The sequence below is a fragment of the Citrobacter sp. CK199 genome, assembly GCF_030333285.1.
In the GTDB taxonomy this organism is placed as follows: Bacteria; Pseudomonadota; Gammaproteobacteria; order Enterobacterales; family Enterobacteriaceae; genus Citrobacter_B; species Citrobacter_B koseri.
Map to the genome: position 1 here is coordinate 422,100 of NZ_JAOWGF010000028.1, position 15,797 is coordinate 437,896.

General features: G+C 54.5%; 15 protein-coding genes. 1 reads left to right on the forward strand and 14 read right to left on the reverse strand.

The annotated features are described in order from the left end of the window. Positions 1 to 23: 23 nt before the first annotated feature. The 10 genes from OGX75_RS16960 to OGX75_RS17005 all read right to left on the reverse strand — a co-directional run bounded on the left by OGX75_RS16960 (position 24) and on the right by OGX75_RS17005 (position 9,599). Positions 24 to 998, reverse strand: a complete 975-nt coding sequence (locus OGX75_RS16960) for a YbeF family transcriptional regulator (RefSeq protein ID WP_047458193.1) — start codon at positions 996 to 998, stop codon at positions 24 to 26. Between the two features lie 300 nt (positions 999 to 1,298). Further along, positions 1,299 to 1,940: a lipoyl(octanoyl) transferase LipB gene (gene lipB, locus OGX75_RS16965; protein ID WP_047458192.1), complete on the reverse strand. Its 642-nt coding sequence runs from the start codon at positions 1,938 to 1,940 to the stop codon at positions 1,299 to 1,301. Between the two features lie 97 nt (positions 1,941 to 2,037). Then, positions 2,038 to 2,301 (reverse strand): DUF493 family protein YbeD, encoded by a 264-nt coding sequence (ybeD, locus tag OGX75_RS16970; protein ID WP_000850547.1) that lies wholly within the window; start codon positions 2,299 to 2,301, stop codon positions 2,038 to 2,040. 106 nt (positions 2,302 to 2,407) lie between these two features. Further along, the gene (dacA, locus tag OGX75_RS16975) at positions 2,408 to 3,619 is read right to left on the reverse strand and encodes a D-alanyl-D-alanine carboxypeptidase DacA (RefSeq protein ID WP_012133355.1); all 1,212 of its coding nucleotides are present in this window, start codon (positions 3,617 to 3,619) and stop codon (positions 2,408 to 2,410) included. A gap of 139 nt (positions 3,620 to 3,758) precedes the next feature. After that, positions 3,759 to 4,883: an endolytic peptidoglycan transglycosylase RlpA gene (rlpA, locus tag OGX75_RS16980; RefSeq protein WP_115626476.1), complete on the reverse strand. Its 1,125-nt coding sequence runs from the start codon at positions 4,881 to 4,883 to the stop codon at positions 3,759 to 3,761. A gap of 10 nt (positions 4,884 to 4,893) precedes the next feature. Beyond that, the gene (gene mrdB / locus OGX75_RS16985; protein ID WP_012133352.1) at positions 4,894 to 6,006 is read right to left on the reverse strand and encodes a peptidoglycan glycosyltransferase MrdB; all 1,113 of its coding nucleotides are present in this window, start codon (positions 6,004 to 6,006) and stop codon (positions 4,894 to 4,896) included. 2 nt (positions 6,007 to 6,008) lie between these two features. Then, on the reverse strand, positions 6,009 to 7,910 hold the full coding sequence (gene mrdA, locus OGX75_RS16990) for a peptidoglycan DD-transpeptidase MrdA (RefSeq protein ID WP_071259763.1): 1,902 nt from the start codon (positions 7,908 to 7,910) through the stop codon (positions 6,009 to 6,011). Positions 7,911 to 7,940: 30 nt separating this feature from the next. Further along, entirely contained in the window at positions 7,941 to 8,408 is a 468-nt protein-coding gene (gene rlmH / locus OGX75_RS16995) for a 23S rRNA (pseudouridine(1915)-N(3))-methyltransferase RlmH (protein ID WP_003022725.1), read from the reverse strand. A gap of 3 nt (positions 8,409 to 8,411) precedes the next feature. Next, the gene (gene rsfS / locus OGX75_RS17000) at positions 8,412 to 8,729 is read right to left on the reverse strand and encodes a ribosome silencing factor (RefSeq protein ID WP_012133350.1); all 318 of its coding nucleotides are present in this window, start codon (positions 8,727 to 8,729) and stop codon (positions 8,412 to 8,414) included. A gap of 258 nt (positions 8,730 to 8,987) precedes the next feature. Further along, positions 8,988 to 9,599: an adenosylcobalamin/alpha-ribazole phosphatase gene (locus OGX75_RS17005; protein ID WP_200075475.1), complete on the reverse strand. Its 612-nt coding sequence runs from the start codon at positions 9,597 to 9,599 to the stop codon at positions 8,988 to 8,990. Positions 9,600 to 9,693: 94 nt separating this feature from the next. On the opposite strand from OGX75_RS17005, the gene cobD reads away from it, so the two are divergent. Further along, entirely contained in the window at positions 9,694 to 10,788 is a 1,095-nt protein-coding gene (gene cobD / locus OGX75_RS17010) for a threonine-phosphate decarboxylase CobD (RefSeq protein ID WP_286451433.1), read from the forward strand. Here the strand turns inward: cobD and nadD are convergent. Genes nadD through leuS form a run of 4 tightly spaced genes read right to left on the reverse strand, consistent with a single transcriptional unit; the run spans position 10,763 to position 15,627 of the window. Next, the gene (nadD, locus tag OGX75_RS17015) at positions 10,763 to 11,404 is read right to left on the reverse strand and encodes a nicotinate-nucleotide adenylyltransferase (RefSeq protein ID WP_114847778.1); all 642 of its coding nucleotides are present in this window, start codon (positions 11,402 to 11,404) and stop codon (positions 10,763 to 10,765) included. The genes cobD and nadD overlap by 26 nt on opposite strands. A 1-nt stretch (position 11,405) precedes the next feature. After that, positions 11,406 to 12,437 (reverse strand): DNA polymerase III subunit delta, encoded by a 1,032-nt coding sequence (gene holA / locus OGX75_RS17020; protein ID WP_012133346.1) that lies wholly within the window; start codon positions 12,435 to 12,437, stop codon positions 11,406 to 11,408. Further along, entirely contained in the window at positions 12,437 to 13,030 is a 594-nt protein-coding gene (gene lptE, locus OGX75_RS17025) for an LPS assembly lipoprotein LptE (protein ID WP_024130546.1), read from the reverse strand. Before lptE ends, holA begins: the two co-directional genes overlap by 1 nt. Before the next feature lie 14 nt (positions 13,031 to 13,044). Further along, positions 13,045 to 15,627, reverse strand: a complete 2,583-nt coding sequence (leuS, locus tag OGX75_RS17030) for a leucine--tRNA ligase (protein WP_199976632.1) — start codon at positions 15,625 to 15,627, stop codon at positions 13,045 to 13,047. Positions 15,628 to 15,797 lie beyond the last annotated feature (170 nt).

Consider the following 15,797-nt stretch of genomic DNA (forward strand, 5'->3'; position numbering starts at 1 on the left):
CATTTGCCCAACATCTCCTGTGACTAAGCAGCAACATCTCCGGTTCGAAACGCATCGCGTATTACATCAATAACATTCTCCAGCACCGGGTCACGCAAGCTTAATTTGTTGTAATGCAGCGAAAAGTCGATTCTCTCATCGCTCAGTGGCGCATAGGGAATGCGCTTGAGCGGCCAGCAACGGCTAAATAAGGTGTAGAACCGGGTAGGCATCATCCCCAGCAGGTCGCTGCTGGCGATGAGTGAGGCAATGGTGAAGATGTTGTAGCTGCTAAAGTTGATTTGTCGTTCAGGGAAGAGGTCCTGGATACGCTGACGCACCAGGCTGAAATTCTGCCCTTCGAGCATCAGCAGAGTATGGTCGACCGCTTTCAGCTTCTCTTCAGTTAGCGGGGCGGAAAGTGAAGGGTGATCCTGGCGACAAACCAGCTCAACAGTATCGGCAAACAGCACATGGTGATGAATGGCCCGACTACTGTAGATATGGGTATCGATGACCAAATCGGTCTGAAACTGGCTGAGCTGGCATTCGGCGTCGCTTACCGGAATGTTGCGTAACAGAAGCTGCGGATACCGGGATTTGATCGCCTGATAGATGGTTGGCATGACTAACGCCCCGATAGAGGGAGGCGTGCCTATCGTGATGGTGCGCTGTTTGTCGTAACTGCCGGTCAGATCCAGCGCGCCCAGAATAGATTCCAGCCCCTGGCTAATATACTCATGCAGATGGGTGGCATAGGCCGTCGGGGTCACGCCCTGGCCTTTACGGATAAATAGCGGGTCGGGAAATATAGCGCGTAATTTTTGAATAGACTGGCTAATAGCGGATGGCGTTAAATTAAGAATTTTCGCAGCATTGACGATGCCTTTATGAACGTATACCGCTTCAAAAATAGTCAAGAGATTAAGGTCAATATTTCTCAGCGTTCTGAAAATTTGAGGTTTGTCTTCTGGCCGTTGCTCGATTAGACGCCGTCCCGGCAGATTATTATCATTCACGCTCTCGCTCCGAATTTATTCACGTTATAAATAATAGTAGGGTTTATATTTATTGCATTTTTGATTTGGCTTAAATATCGCCTGAATGTCAATATCAGTAACAATTTCAACAGGGTAACAAACAGTACATTCGGATTTTAGCCACGGCGAATCCCCTCATTCTGATGGCTGATGAGGTTGCGTCATTGACGGTTTTAGCTTAGGCATAACGAAAATATAGAAACCGGGCGGAGAAGTAAAGCATTCAAGCAATATATAGTTAATGACCCATGAATTGTGTGGGTCATTATATTTTATTGATTAAGCAGGAATATATTCATGAGGTGGATTGTTTAGCAGGGCTAAAATATTGGCCAACAGGCGAGGGGCAATATTATCCGTCGTTGCGTTATTATCCCATTGCGATATTTTCGCCATTTCCATCCCGGCATAACCGCAAGGATTGATGCGTAAGAACGGAGAGAGATCCATATTGACGTTTAATGCCAGACCATGAAAAGAGCAGCCGCGACGGATTCGTAAACCCAGTGAGCAGATCTTTTTTTCTCCCACATAAACTCCGGGCGCATCGGCTCGCGGATGCGCATCAATACCCAGTTCGGCAAGCGTATTGACGACGGTTTGTTCCAGCAGCGTTACCAGCTCCCGCACGCCCAGCTTACGGCGTTTAAGATTCAGCAGAACATACATTACCTGCTGGCCGGGGCCGTGATAGGTGACTTGCCCGCCACGATCGCTCTGGATCACCGGAATATCGCCGGGCATTAATACATGCTCCGCTTTACCGGCCTGACCCTGGGTGAAAACAGGAAAGTGCTCAACTAACCAGATCTCATCGGGCGTGTTTTCATCGCGGGTATCGGTGAATTCGTGCATGGCCTGGGAAACGGGTTCGTAGGGCTGAAGACCGAGCTGGCGGACAAGAATTTTATCCTGATACAAAACGGCATCTCCGTAGAGAATGAACAAAAGAGGGAGAAAAGTATATCACAGCGGGGGAGGATGTTACCCGGGCAACGCCGGGTAACGAACGGATGTATTACAGCACCATACGAACGATATCGATATTACCCAGTTCTTCGTACAGTGTTTCAACCTGCTCGATATGGGTTGCGTTGATGGTGATAGAGACCGAGTGGTAGTTACCTTTGCTGCTCGGTTTTACCGTCGGGGAGTAATCACCTGGCGCATGGCGCTGTACCACTTCAACCACCTGATCAACCAGCTCAGGCAACGCCTGCCCCATTACTTTGTAAGTAAATGGCGTAGGGAATTCAAGCAGTTCGTTAAGTTTGGTTTTCATGTCAGCTCCGGCATTACATCAAAAAATAATAACTCCCACAGCGTGTGGGAGTTATCAGGATACTCAGTATATGGGGATGGAAATCACACTTTCAAGTGCTTAATTTTTAACCAAACCAGTGATGGAACATTAATTTAATGTAATCAATGATTTTGCCGAAGAAGTTACCTTCAGGAATTTCCTGTAGTACCACCAGCGGGCGCTGCTCAATGGTTTTGCCATCCAATTGGAAGTTGATTGTGCCGACGACCTGGTTTTTCTGCAACGGGGCATGCAGTTCAGCCGTGTTCAGCACGTAGCTGGCTTTCAGATCTTTCATGCGGCCGCGAGGGATAGTCAGATAGACGTCTTTATCCACACCCAGCGAGGCGCGGTCGGTATCGCCAAACCAGGCCGGTTCAGAGGCAAACTCTTTCCCGACTTTCAGCGGGTTTACGGTTTCAAAGAAGCGGAAGCCCCAGGTCAGCAGTTTTTTGCTTTCTGTTTCACGACCTTTGTAGGTACGTCCACCCATCACCGCAGAGATCAGGCGCATCTGGCCTTCAGTTGCCGACGCCACGAGGTTGTAGCCGGCTTTATCCGTGTGGCCGGTTTTGATCCCGTCAACGTTCAGGCTGTTGTCCCACAGCAGACCATTGCGGTTTAACTGGCGAATCCCGTTGAAGGTGAACTCTTTTTCTTTGTAGATGGAGTATTCGTTTGGCACATCGCGGATTAACGCCTGACCGATCAGCGCCATGTCGCGCGCAGAGCTGTATTGTCCATCAGCATCCAGGCCATGAACGGTCTGGAAGTGGGTGTTTTTCAGACCCAGGGCATTCACATAGCTGTTCATCAGCCCGACGAAGGCATCCTGGCTGCCGGCGGCAAAGTCGGCCATCGCCACGCAGGCGTCGTTGCCGGATTGCAGGTTAATACCACGGATTAACTGGGAAACAGGAACTTGCATACCCGGTTTCAGGAACATCAGGGACGAGCCTTTAAATACCGGGTTGCCGGTAGCCCAGGCGTCGTTGCCGATCGTCACCAGATCGGTTTCTTTAAATTTCCCTGCTTTCATCGCCTGGCCGATGACATAGCTGGTCATCATTTTGGTCAGGCTGGCGGGATCGCGGCGCGTATCCGCATTCTGTTCCGCCAGCACTTTGCCAGAGTTGTAGTCGATCAGGATATACGACTCCGCATCGATCTGCGGAACACCTGGGATCATGGTTTTGATATTCAGGTCATCGGCATGCGCGCTTGTGATAAAGGCGGCGCAAAGAGCCGTGGTGAGCGCCATGCGCTGCATGAAACGAGCGGAAAAAGTGGTCTTCATGGTCTGAACTACGACGTCCGTGATGGAATTAAAAAAAGTGCCCTACTATAGCAAAAGCATAACCGGCAGGCATCTGACTTTCCGCGTGACTTTGTTAATGTCATTTACAGAAATTGACAATTCAGATGCCCTTTGCAGGCTACTGCGCGCTGGCGATAAAGGACTGTAACTGGGCTTCAGATTGCAGACGCTGCTGCAACGCGCTGGCTTCAGTTTTGCTGGCGAATGGCCCAAGCTGAATGCGCCAGACCGCGCCGTTTTGCATCACACGCCCCGGTACGCCAAACTGCTGGCTTAAACGCTGCTGGTACTGCTGCGCGCGCGTTTGATCGCTGACCGCGCCAACCTGAACCACGAAACCGCTGCTTGCGGCGGCCGGAGCTGGAGCCGGCGTCGGGGCAGCGACTGCGCCCTGAGTCGAACCAGGAGCCGTTACCGGCGCGGCGGGTGTCGCTACGGCGGGCTGTGGCGCGGGCGTTGGTTCGCTGCCTTCGAGCACCCCGGAGGCGAGCGTGGTCGGCGCGCCAAGGAAGCCGCTGCTGTTGACCGGTGCGCCGCTCGGGTCATCGCTTTTCAGCGTCGAATTGCTTATCGCCCGGACATCGCCTTGCGGCTGTACCGATTCCGGCGCGGAAGAGACGCTGCCCATGCCGCCGCTTAAATCAGGGCGCGCGGGCAGGGCGTAGGTCTGTTTCGCCACTGTCGTGCAGGCCATGCCTGGCCCTGACAGTGAACCATCCTGCGCAACGATAATGGGATCAACGCGGACTTTGGTGTTATTCGACGTATTCAGACGATCGGCCGCCGCGCGGGAGAGTGAAATCACCCGATCGTTACCGTAAGGGCCGCGATCGTTAATGCGTACCACGATCATCCGGCCATTCGCCAGATTCGTGATTCGCGCATAGCTCGGGATCGGCAGCGTTGGATGCGCAGCGGTGAGCTGCATCGGGTCAAACGCTTCGCCCGATGCGGTTAAATTGCTGCCGGGTTCCGCATCATAAATGGCGGCAAGCCCGGCCTGGCTAAAGCGAGACGGGTCCTGGACAATTTTGTAGCTTCTACCGTCTCGTTGATAATCCTGATTTGCTGTCGGGCTCAGAGGTTCATAACGTGGCTCCGCCCCGCCGATCTCAACAATCGGCCCGTTACACACCGCAGGCTGCGGCGCGACGGCAACCTGCTGCTGACCATCATCACTCGAACACGCCGCGAGTAACATTATTCCTGCCGCGACGCAGACTCCTGGCAACTGCTTACGCATTGCGCACCCCTTACACGCTTTTCGACAACATTTTTCTGTGGGTGTGGATCGACATAACAATCCCGAACCCGGCCATCAGCACTATCAGTGCGGAGCCTCCGTAACTGACCAGCGGGAGTGGAACCCCTACAACGGGCAGAATACCGCTCACCATACCAATATTTACGAAGACATAAACGAATAATATCAACATTAAACCACCGGCCATCACGCGACCAAAGGTGGTTTGCGCGCGGGCAGCGATCCACAGTCCGCGCATAATCAGCAGAATGTAGAGCGCCAGCAGGATTAATATTCCCACCAGGCCTAACTCTTCCGCCAGTACGGCGAAGATAAAGTCGGTGTGGCGTTCGGGTAAAAACTCAAGCTGCGACTGAGTGCCGTGCAGCCAGCCTTTACCGCGCAGGCCGCCGGAGCCAATCGCAATTTTAGACTGGATGATATGATAACCCGCGCCTAAAGGGTCGGTCTCCGGGTCGAGAAGCATCATGACGCGCTGGCGCTGATAATCATGCATCAGGAAGAACCACATGATCGGGATAAACGCGGCAATCAGCACCACCGCAATGCCGATTAAACGCCAGCTCAAACCAGACAAAAACAGCACGAACAGGCCGGAAAGGGCGACCAGAATCGAGGTGCCCAGGTCAGGCTGCGCGGCGACCAGCAGCGTCGGCATAAAAATCAATACCAGCGCGATAGCCGTGTTTTTCAGCGACGGCGGGCAGACATCACGGTTGATAAAGCGCGCCACCATCAGGGGGACGGCGATCTTGGCGATTTCAGAAGGCTGAAAACGGACGATCCCCAGATCCAGCCAGCGTTGCGCTCCTTTGGATATCGCCCCGAAGGCGTCTACCGCCACCAGCAGGATGATGCAGAAAATATAGAGATAGGGCGCCCATCCTTCGTAGACACGAGGCGGGATTTGCGCCATCACCACCATAATGACCAGACCCATCGCGATCTGACCGATTTTTCGCTCCATCATGCCAATATCCTGGCCGCTGGCGCTCCAGATGACTAATGAACTGTAAACCAGCAGCGCCAGCAGAATCAGTAACATTGTGGGATCGATATGGATTTTATCCCAGAATGTTTTTTTGTTCGGATTATCCGTCACGATTATTGGTCCTCCGCCGCTGCAACCGCCGGGTTTTCCGCAGGCAAATTGGTGTTGTTGTCGCCCAACATGATGTGGTCAAGAATCTGACGCATAATTGTACCGACAGCCGGGCCCGCGCCGCCGTTTTCCAGGATCATGGCGACAGCAACCTGGGGATTGTTATACGGCGCGAATGCCGTCATCAGTTTATGGTCGCGTAGTCGTTCAGCAATTTTGTGCGCGTTGTAGGTTTCGTTGGCTTTCAGGCCAAAGACCTGCGCCGTACCAGACTTCGCGGCGATTTTATACGGCGCGCTGGCGAAATATTTATGCGCAGTGCCGTTCGCGCGGTTTGCGACGCCGTACATGCCGTCTTTGGCGATTTCCCAGTAACCGGAGTGAATATCGCCGACAGGCGGTTCGTGCGGCTGTACCCACGGCACCTGTTTGCCATTCTCCGCCGTGCTCATCAGCAGATGCGGCACTTTTACCACCCCGTCGTTAATCAGGATCATCAGCGCCTTGCTCATCTGGATCGGGGTTGCCGTCCAGTAACCCTGGCCGATGCCCACCGGGATGGTATCGCCCTGATACCACGGCTTTTTAAAGCGTTTTTGCTTCCATTCGCGGGTTGGCATATTGCCGGAACGCTCTTCAGCCAGATCGATGCCGGTATATTCCCCGTATCCAAATTTGCTCATCCACTCGGAGAGTCGGTCTATCCCCATGTCATAGGCCACTTGGTAGAAGAAGGTATCCGCTGACTCTTCAAGGGATTTGGTGATATTCAGATGACCGTGACCCCATTTTTTCCAGTCGCGGTAACGCTTCTCAGAACCCGGCAACTGCCACCATCCGGGGTCGAACAGGCTGGTATTACGGGTGATCACCCCAGCGCTTAAAGCGGACACCGCGACATACGGTTTGACCGTTGAGGCCGGCGGGTAAACACCTTGCGTCGCCCGGTTAACCAGCGGCGTATTCGGGTCGTTGAGCAACCCTGAGTAATCTTTGCTGGAGATGCCATCCACAAACAGGTTCGGGTCGTAGCTCGGCATGGAAACCAGCGCCAGTACGCCGCCTGTCCGTGGGTCGGTTACGATCACGGCGGCGCGGCTGCCCGCCAGCAGCGTTTCAATATATTGCTGGAGTTTCAGGTCAATTGTGAGATGGATGTCATGCCCGGCCTGCGGCGGCACCTCTTTAAGCTGACGGATGACGCGGCCACGGTTGTTAACTTCAACCTCTTCATAACCCGTCTGGCCGTGCAGCACCTCTTCGTAATAGCGCTCAATCCCCAGCTTGCCGATATCGTGTGTGGCGGCGTAGTTGGCCAGCTTACCGTCTTTATCAAGGCGTTCGACGTCTTTATCGTTAATCTTCGAAACGTAGCCGATGACGTGGGTCAGCGCGGAGTTGTAAGGATAGTAGCGGCGCTTGTAGCCTTTCACTTCCACGCCAGGAAAACGGTACTGGTTGACGGCAAAACGCGCGACCTGCACTTCGGTCAGGTTCGTTTTGACGGGAATAGAGGTAAAACGGTGTGAACGCGCGCGCTCTTTCTTGAACGCGGCAATGTCATCGTCGTTCAAATCGACCACGCTGCGTAACGCATCCAGCGTTTGCTGAACGTTATCGACCTTCTCCGGCATCATTTCTATCTGATAAATAGTGCGGTTGAGGGCGAGAGGGATGCCGTTACGGTCATAGATGATCCCACGGCTGGGGGCGATAGGGACCAGTTTGATGCGGTTTTCGTTTGAGCGGGTCTGGTAATCGGTGAAACGCACGATTTGCAGATTATAAAGGTTGGCGATGAGCACGCCGGTCAGCAGCAAAATACCCAAAAAAGCGACCAGCGCCCGGCGCACGAACAGCGCGGACTCAGCCGTATAGTCGCGAAAAGAATTCTGTAGTTTCATCCGCTGCTTAATCTACTCAAGGCTTAATAATCACTCACGGTGATAAGGGTGGTTGGTGGTAATGCTCCACGCCCGGTACAGACTCTCTGCCACCAGCACCCGAACCAGCGGGTGGGGGAGGGTTAACGCAGAAAGTGACCAGCTTTGTTCCGCCGCCGCTTTACAGGCCGGAGACAACCCTTCAGGGCCGCCAATCAGGAGACTGACGTCGCGACCATCCAGCTTCCAGCGCTCCAGCTCAGTCGCCAGCTGCGGCGTGTCCCAGGGTTTCCCTGGGATATCAAGGGTGACGATACGGTTTTTGCCTGCGGCCGCCAGCATCTGCTCACCCTCTTTGTCGAGAATACGTTTAATATCCGCGTTCTTGCCGCGTTTGCCCGCTGGAATTTCGATCAGCTCAAACGGCATGTCTTTCGGAAAACGCCGGAGATACTCCGTAAAACCGGTTTGTACCCAGTCGGGCATTTTCGTACCGACAGCGACAAGTTGAAGCTTCACGCATTAACTCCAGAGTTTTTCCAGTTCATACAGGCGACGGCTCTCTTCCTGCATGACATGGACAATCACATCACCCAGGTCAACGACAATCCAGTCGGCTACGCTTTCACCTTCAACGCCAAGCGGCAACATGCCCGCCGCGCGAGATTCCTGTACAACGTGGTCAGCAATAGACATAACGTGACGGCTGGATGTACCGGTGCAGATAATCATGCAGTCGGTGATACTGGATTTACCCTGAACATCTAAGGTGATGATGTCCTGACCTTTCAGGTCATCAATTTTGTCGATTACAAAATCCTGGAGTGCTTTACCCTGCAAGTTTTCCCCCTGGGTATTACGGATGAATATAAATAAGCCTGTCAGTATACCTGAACCCGAGGCGATGTCGGGACTAATGTCATCAACGGGCGTTTAAAAGTGGGTTATCATCCCATCCCGCACAACAGATTGCATCGCCATTTTTGTAAAACAATTTCTGCAAAGCTCTGAAGGGCGGGAGAAGTCTGGCGCGGAGGATAGCAGCCTGTCAGGGGGTGTCAATGGCCGAAACGCCCCCGAGGAGAAAAAACAGAAATATCACTCGCCGTGATGCCAGACAGCCCGACTGTTTAACACCTTCAGCGTGGCGAAATCTTCACAAAAATCAATGGCGCTCCAGCATCCTTGCTCAACCCTGAAATGCCATAATGAGGCGGCGGGCATGGACAATAATCGCGCGATCATGAGACTCAGAACCCCCTGGTGGCTCACGACCAGCAGGTTTTTATTATCTTTATAATCAGCAAGTTGTGCAATAAAACGCTCTACGCGTTGTGAGAACGCCTGGAAGCCTTCCCCATTGGTCGGGACGGCGTTCTGCCAGTCGGTGCACCAGGCCGCGTAACTTGCCGCGTCTTCGCGGCTCAGATCGCGGTGATGACGCATCTCCCAGTCGCCAAAAAACATCTCGTTAAGCTCCGGGAACAGGCGCTGCGGTACGTCGCGGTCGTGAAGCACCAGCCGCGCCGTGTGGCGGGCGCGTTCCAGTTCGCTACAGAATACGTTGTCAAAGGGGACATTGCGCAGCAGATTATTCAGCGTTTGCGCCTGGGATATCCCTTTTTCTGTCAGCGGAGTGGGGGCGTGGCCGCTGTATAATCCGGCTACATTGGCTTCGGTTTCCCCATGACGAACTAACCAGAGTCGCATGTTTTTCCTCGTGATACGTATTCGCGCAAAATATGATATTCACCCTGATTGCGCAGCGCTTTTTCACTAAAATAGACTTTTTATCGGAGGCAAGATGCCTTTACTGAAGAGTGCGCATGGCGGTAACACCCGGGAAGCCGCCGCATTGTTGGGCATCTCGCCTGAACAGTTGCTGGATTTTAGCGCAAATATTAATCCTCTGGGTATGCCAGGGCGCTTAAAACGCGCGCTTATCGACAATCTTACCTGCGCGGAGCGGTATCCTGATGTGGATTATCAGCATCTGCACCAGGCACTGGCGCAGCACCATCAGATCCCCGCGTCATGGCTCCTGGCCGGAAATGGCGAGACGGAATCCATCTTCACGCTGGTTCACGGGCTGAAGCCGCGTCATGCCATGATCGTCACGCCGGGCTTTGCCGAGTATCGCCGTGCGCTACAGTGGGGCGCGTGTGAGATACATGAATTTGCGCTTCGCGAAGCCGATGGCTGGCAACTCACGGACGCCATTCTGAATGCGCTGACCCCGGATCTGGACTGCCTGTTTCTCTGTACGCCAAATAATCCAACCGGACTCCTGCCTGCCCGCGAACTGTTACTGGCTATTGCGGAACGCTGTAAGACGCAGGGGATCGCGCTGATCCTGGATGAGGCGTTTATCGATTTTATTCCGGGTGAAGAGGGCTTTATTCCGCTGTTGCAGGGCAACCCGCATATCTGGGTGCTGCGTTCGCTCACCAAATTTTACGCCATTCCGGGGCTGCGGCTGGGCTATCTGGTGAACAGCGACGAGCAGGCGGTCGCGCAAATGAGAGCGCAGCAGATGCCCTGGTCAATCAACGCGTTTGCGGCGCTGGCCGGAGAGGTTATCTTGCAGGATGCCGCCTATCACCAGGCGACCTGGCAGTGGCTGGCGGAGGAGGGACAGCGCTTCCGTCAGCGGTTACATGCGTTTCCTGAGCTAACGGTTTATCCCGGTCGGGCGAATTATCTTTTATTACGCAGTGAGCGGGAAGGCCTGGATTTGCAACGCGCCTTGCTGGAGAAGCACATTCTGATCCGCAGCTGTGCTAACTATCCGGGGCTTGACGCGCGTTATTACCGGGTGGCGATTCGCAGTCAGGAAGAGAACCGCCGCCTGCTGACGGCGCTGGCGGAAGTCTTTACCGATACAACCCTTGCTGGTTGATGTAGTTCAGGACGGATTCCGGCATGAGATCGTCGCACGGTTCGCCTTTCTCCAGCCGCTCGCGGATAAGGGTGGCGGAGATATTGAACCAGGGCGTTTCAGCCAGATAAATTTTACCCGCCGGGAGCGCGTGCAGATCGTCCGGCGTATGGGTTAAATGGCGCTCCAGCCACTGCTGATGCTGCTCTTTCACCATCTCAAGCGGGTAGCCGGGGCGTCGGCAAACGATCAGGTGAGTATTGTCCAGAATGGTTTCATAGTCGTGCCAGGTCGGGAACGTCAGTAAGGAGTCCTGGCCGATGATAAACGCCAGCGGCGCGTCCGGGCCTTGTTCTTCCCGCCACTCTTTCAGCGTTTGCGCGGTGTAAGAGGCGGTATCGCGTTTGAGTTCGCGCTCATCCAGGATAAACAGCGGCTTGTCGGCGATAGCCAGCTCAAGCATATATTTACGCTGTGCGCTGGACGCTTCAGGCTGTGGACGATGAGGCGGTACGTTATTGGGCATGACAATCACCCGCGACAGACCAATCAGATTGGCCAGCGTTTCCACGGGCTTGAGATGACCATAATGCACGGGATCAAAGGTGCCGCCGAACAGAGCCTGTAACGATTTCATATCAACCATCAATAAAAACATCTGCCAGCGCTTTGTGGCAGAGAAGAAGAGAAAGCCCCTCCAGCTCAGCCCACACTGACTGTCCATAATCTTGTTTTAGCGTAATTTCCGTCCGCGTCAACAGTTGCACTGCCTGGCGAAGCTGGGTCTGCTGGAGCCGATTCAACGCATCGCCAATCATGCCGCGACGGTTTTGCCATACCCGATGTTTATCAAACAGCGTGCGCAGAGGCGTATGGGCGGATTGCCGTTTAAGGTTAACCAGCATCAGTAATTCGCGTTGCAGGGTGCGCAGCAGGATCACGGGTTCACTGCCTTCAAGGCGCAGTTGCTGCAAAATATGCAGGGCGCGTTTGCTTTTGCCCATCAATAACGCATCCACCCAATGGTATGGCGTAAAGTGCGCCGCGTCGTTGACGGCCTGCTCTACGCGTGGAAGCGTGAGCTTACCGTCAGGCCAGAGGAGTGAAAGCCGCTCCAGCGCCTGCGCCAGCGCCAGCAGGTTGCCTTCGTAGCAATAACACAGCAGCTGATTCGCGGCGTCATCCAGTTGCAAATTATTCTGCTTTGCTCTGGCGGCAACCCAGCGCGGTAGCTGCGCCTGCTCCGGCGTCTGACAGCTTACCTGCACGCCAGTGCCCGCCAGCGAGGTATACCAGGCGGCGTTTTCCTGGGCTTTGGTGAGCTTATTTCCGCGCACGATCAGCAGCAGGTCGTCATGCAGCAAACCGCTGAGCGTTGCGAGCTGTTCATTGATCGCCGCATTCGGGCCATTTTCCGGTAGCAACAACAGCAGCGTTTGACGGCTGGCAAACAGGCTCATTGCCTGACACTGTGAGAACAGAGTTCCCCAGTCGGTGCTGGTGTCGATCGTAAAGGCGTGGTGTTCTTCGAACCCTTGCGCAGCGGCCGTCAGACGAATAGCGTCCTGGCTTTCCTGCAACAAGAGAGGGTCGTTGCCCAGGAGCAAATACGCCGCGCGCAGCCCTTCATTGAGCTGTGCGCGGAGTTGTTCAGGGTACAACCGGATCATCAGTTACCCAGCGTGGTGGACACGCGTGCCGGGGAAGATGCTGGCGTCGCCGTGGTGTTTTCAGCGGCGTCCGCGTTTTCCTGGGATGACTGAGCATCAGCGACATGGATACTCGGCAGCTTGCGAATCAACTGTTCGGCTGCTTTGTCATACATCTCTTTGATGATCATATCCTGTTCATTATCCTTCGCCAGCGCGGTTTGCGGGTTATCAAAGAATGAACGGTACACTTTCGTGCTGATCGGATAAATATCATGACCCGGGATCAGAACGCTTGCACTGACGCTCATGACCATCTGGTATTCCGCCGTACGGCCATCCTGGAACACGGAGGCGGTATCTTTAGAGATACTGGTCCGGCCAAGGCGCAGTGACGGAACATCCTGGCGCGTTGTATCTTTTTCAAGCAATTCAATATTGTTAAGACGCAGTTGGTTACGTACCGCCCGGCTTAATGGTCCATTCGGATCGCTTGTATCAAGAATCATAGTTTTCATCGTGCTGGGCACCTGCGTAGTGCTACGCAGATGCCAGCCGCACCCGGCGGTGACCAGCACCGCCAGGGATAACAACAATGTTGTCAGATGTCGCACGCTTCCTCCCGCGCTTAGCCAACGACCAAATTGAGGAGTTTACCCGGAACGTAAATCACTTTACGCACGGTAACGCCATCAAGATATTTTGCGACCAAATGTTCCTGGCCAGCACGTTCACGAACCTGTTCTTCAGTGGCGTTCACCGGTACGGTGATTTTGCCACGGACTTTACCGTTCACCTGAACCACAACCAACGTAGAGTCTTCTACCATTGCTTTGTCGTCAGCGACCGGCCACGGCGCGTTATCGATATCGCCTTCGCCTTTCAGCGCTTCCCACAGCGTGAAGCAGGCATGTGGGGTGAACGGGTTGAGCATACGCACGACAGCCAGCAGCGCTTCCTGCATCAGGGCGCGATCCTGCTCGCCTTCCTGCGGCGCTTTCGCCAGTTTGTTCATCAGCTCCATAATTGCGGCAATCGCGGTGTTGAAGGTCTGACGGCGGCCGATATCATCGGTCACTTTCGCGATGGTTTTGTGGACGTCGCGACGCAGCGCTTTCTGATCTTCGCTCAGCGCATCAACGTTCAGTGCCGCAACCTCGCCTTTCGCGGTGTGTTCATAGACCAGTTTCCAGACGCGTTTCAGGAAGCGGTTTGCCCCTTCCACGCCAGATTCCTGCCATTCCAGCGTCATATCGGCCGGGGAAGCAAACATCATGAACAGACGCACGGTGTCCGCGCCGTAACGCTCAACCATTACCTGCGGGTCGATGCCGTTGTTTTTGGACTTGGACATCTTGCTCATGCCGGTGTACACCAGCTCATGGCCCGCCGCATCTTTCGCCTTAACGATGCGGCCTTTCTCGTCGCGCTCAACGATGGTATCAACCGGGGAGACCCAGTTACGCTCGCCGTTTTCGCCTACATAGTAGAACGCGTCTGCCAGCACCATACCCTGGCACAGCAGCTGTTTCGCCGGTTCGTCAGAGTTCACCATGCCCGCGTCGCGCATCAGCTTGTGGAAGAAGCGGAAGTAGAGCAGGTGCATGATCGCGTGTTCAATACCGCCGATGTAGATATCGACCGGCAGCCAGTAGTTTGCTGCTTCCGGGTCCAGCATCCCTTCGTTGTACTGCGGGCAGGTGTAGCGCGCGTAGTACCAGGAGGACTCCATAAAGGTGTCAAAGGTGTCGGTTTCACGCAGCGCAGGCTGACCGTTAACGGTGGTTTTCGCCCACTCAGGATCGGCTTTGATCGGGCTGGTGATGCCGTCCATGACGACATCTTCCGGCAGGATGACCGGCAGTTGATCTTCCGGGGTCGGCAGAACGGTGCCGTCTTCCAGAGTCACCATCGGAATCGGCGCTCCCCAGTAACGCTGACGGGAAACGCCCCAGTCGCGCAGACGGTAGTTGACTTTACGCTCGCCGACGCCTTTTGCCGCCAGTTTATCGGCAATCGCGTTGAAGGCGTCTTCAAAGCCCAGACCGTTAAATTCGCCGGAGTTAAACAGTACGCCTTTCTCGGTCAGCGCCTGCTCGGACAGATCCGGTTCAGAGCCGTCAGCCGCCAGGATAACCGGCTTGATGGTCAGGCCATATTTGGTGGCAAATTCGTAGTCGCGCTGATCGTGGCCCGGAACGGCCATGACCGCACCAGTACCGTACTCCATCAGCACGAAGTTGGCGGCCCATACCGGGATCGCTTCGCCGGTCAGCGGGTGAATGGCTTTAAAACCGGTGTCGACGCCTTTTTTCTCCATCGTCGCCATATCGGCTTCCGCCACTTTGGTGTTGCGGCATTCGTCGATAAAGGCAGCCAGTTCCGGGTTGTTGGCAGCCGCTTTCTGCGCCAGCGGGTGACCTGCGGCAACCGCCAGGTAAGTGGCGCCCATGAACGTGTCTGGACGCGTGGTGTACACCGTCAGCGTATTGTCGTAGCCGTTCACGTCAAAAGTGATCTCGACGCCTTCAGAACGGCCGATCCAGTTGCGCTGCATGGTTTTAACGGTGTCTGGCCAGTGATCCAGTTTATCCAGATCGTTCAGCAGTTCGTCAGCGTAGGCGGTGATCTTAATGAACCACTGCGGGATCTCTTTACGCTCAACTTTGGTGTCGCAGCGCCAGCAGCAGCCGTCGATAACCTGCTCGTTCGCCAGTACGGTCTGGTCGTTCGGGCACCAGTTCACCGCAGAGGTCTTTTTGTACACCAGCCCTTTTTTATACAGCTCGGTGAAGAATTTCTGCTCCCAGCGGTAGTATTCCGGGGTGCAGGTCGCCAGCTCGCGGCTCCAGTCATAGCCGAAGCCCAGCATTTTGAGCTGGTTTTTCATGTAGGCGATGTTGTCATAGGTCCACGGCGCCGGCGCCGTGTTGTTTTTCACCGCCGCGCCTTCAGCAGGCAGGCCGAAAGCATCCCAGCCGATGGGCTGTAGAACGTTTTTACCCAGCATGCGCTGGTAGCGGGCAATCACATCACCGATGGTGTAGTTACGCACATGGCCCATGTGTAGTCGACCAGAAGGATAGGGAAGCATCGACAGGCAGTAATACTTCTCTTTGCTCTCGTCTTCGGTTACTTCAAAGGTGCGCTTCTCGTCCCAGTGTTGCTGGACTTTTGATTCTATCTCTTCCGGGCGGTATTGCTCTTGCATGGCAGCCAGTGGTCCTGTTTTCATTACGGCTACAAACGTAGCGTTAGATGTGGTGTTTCAGATCCGCATAGCATAGCCCAAACGCCCGCGCCAAAACAGCCTTTCGCGCATTCTGCATTGAATTCCCGCCATGCTAATCCTTGCATGAATTTACACAGTCTGTGGGCGGT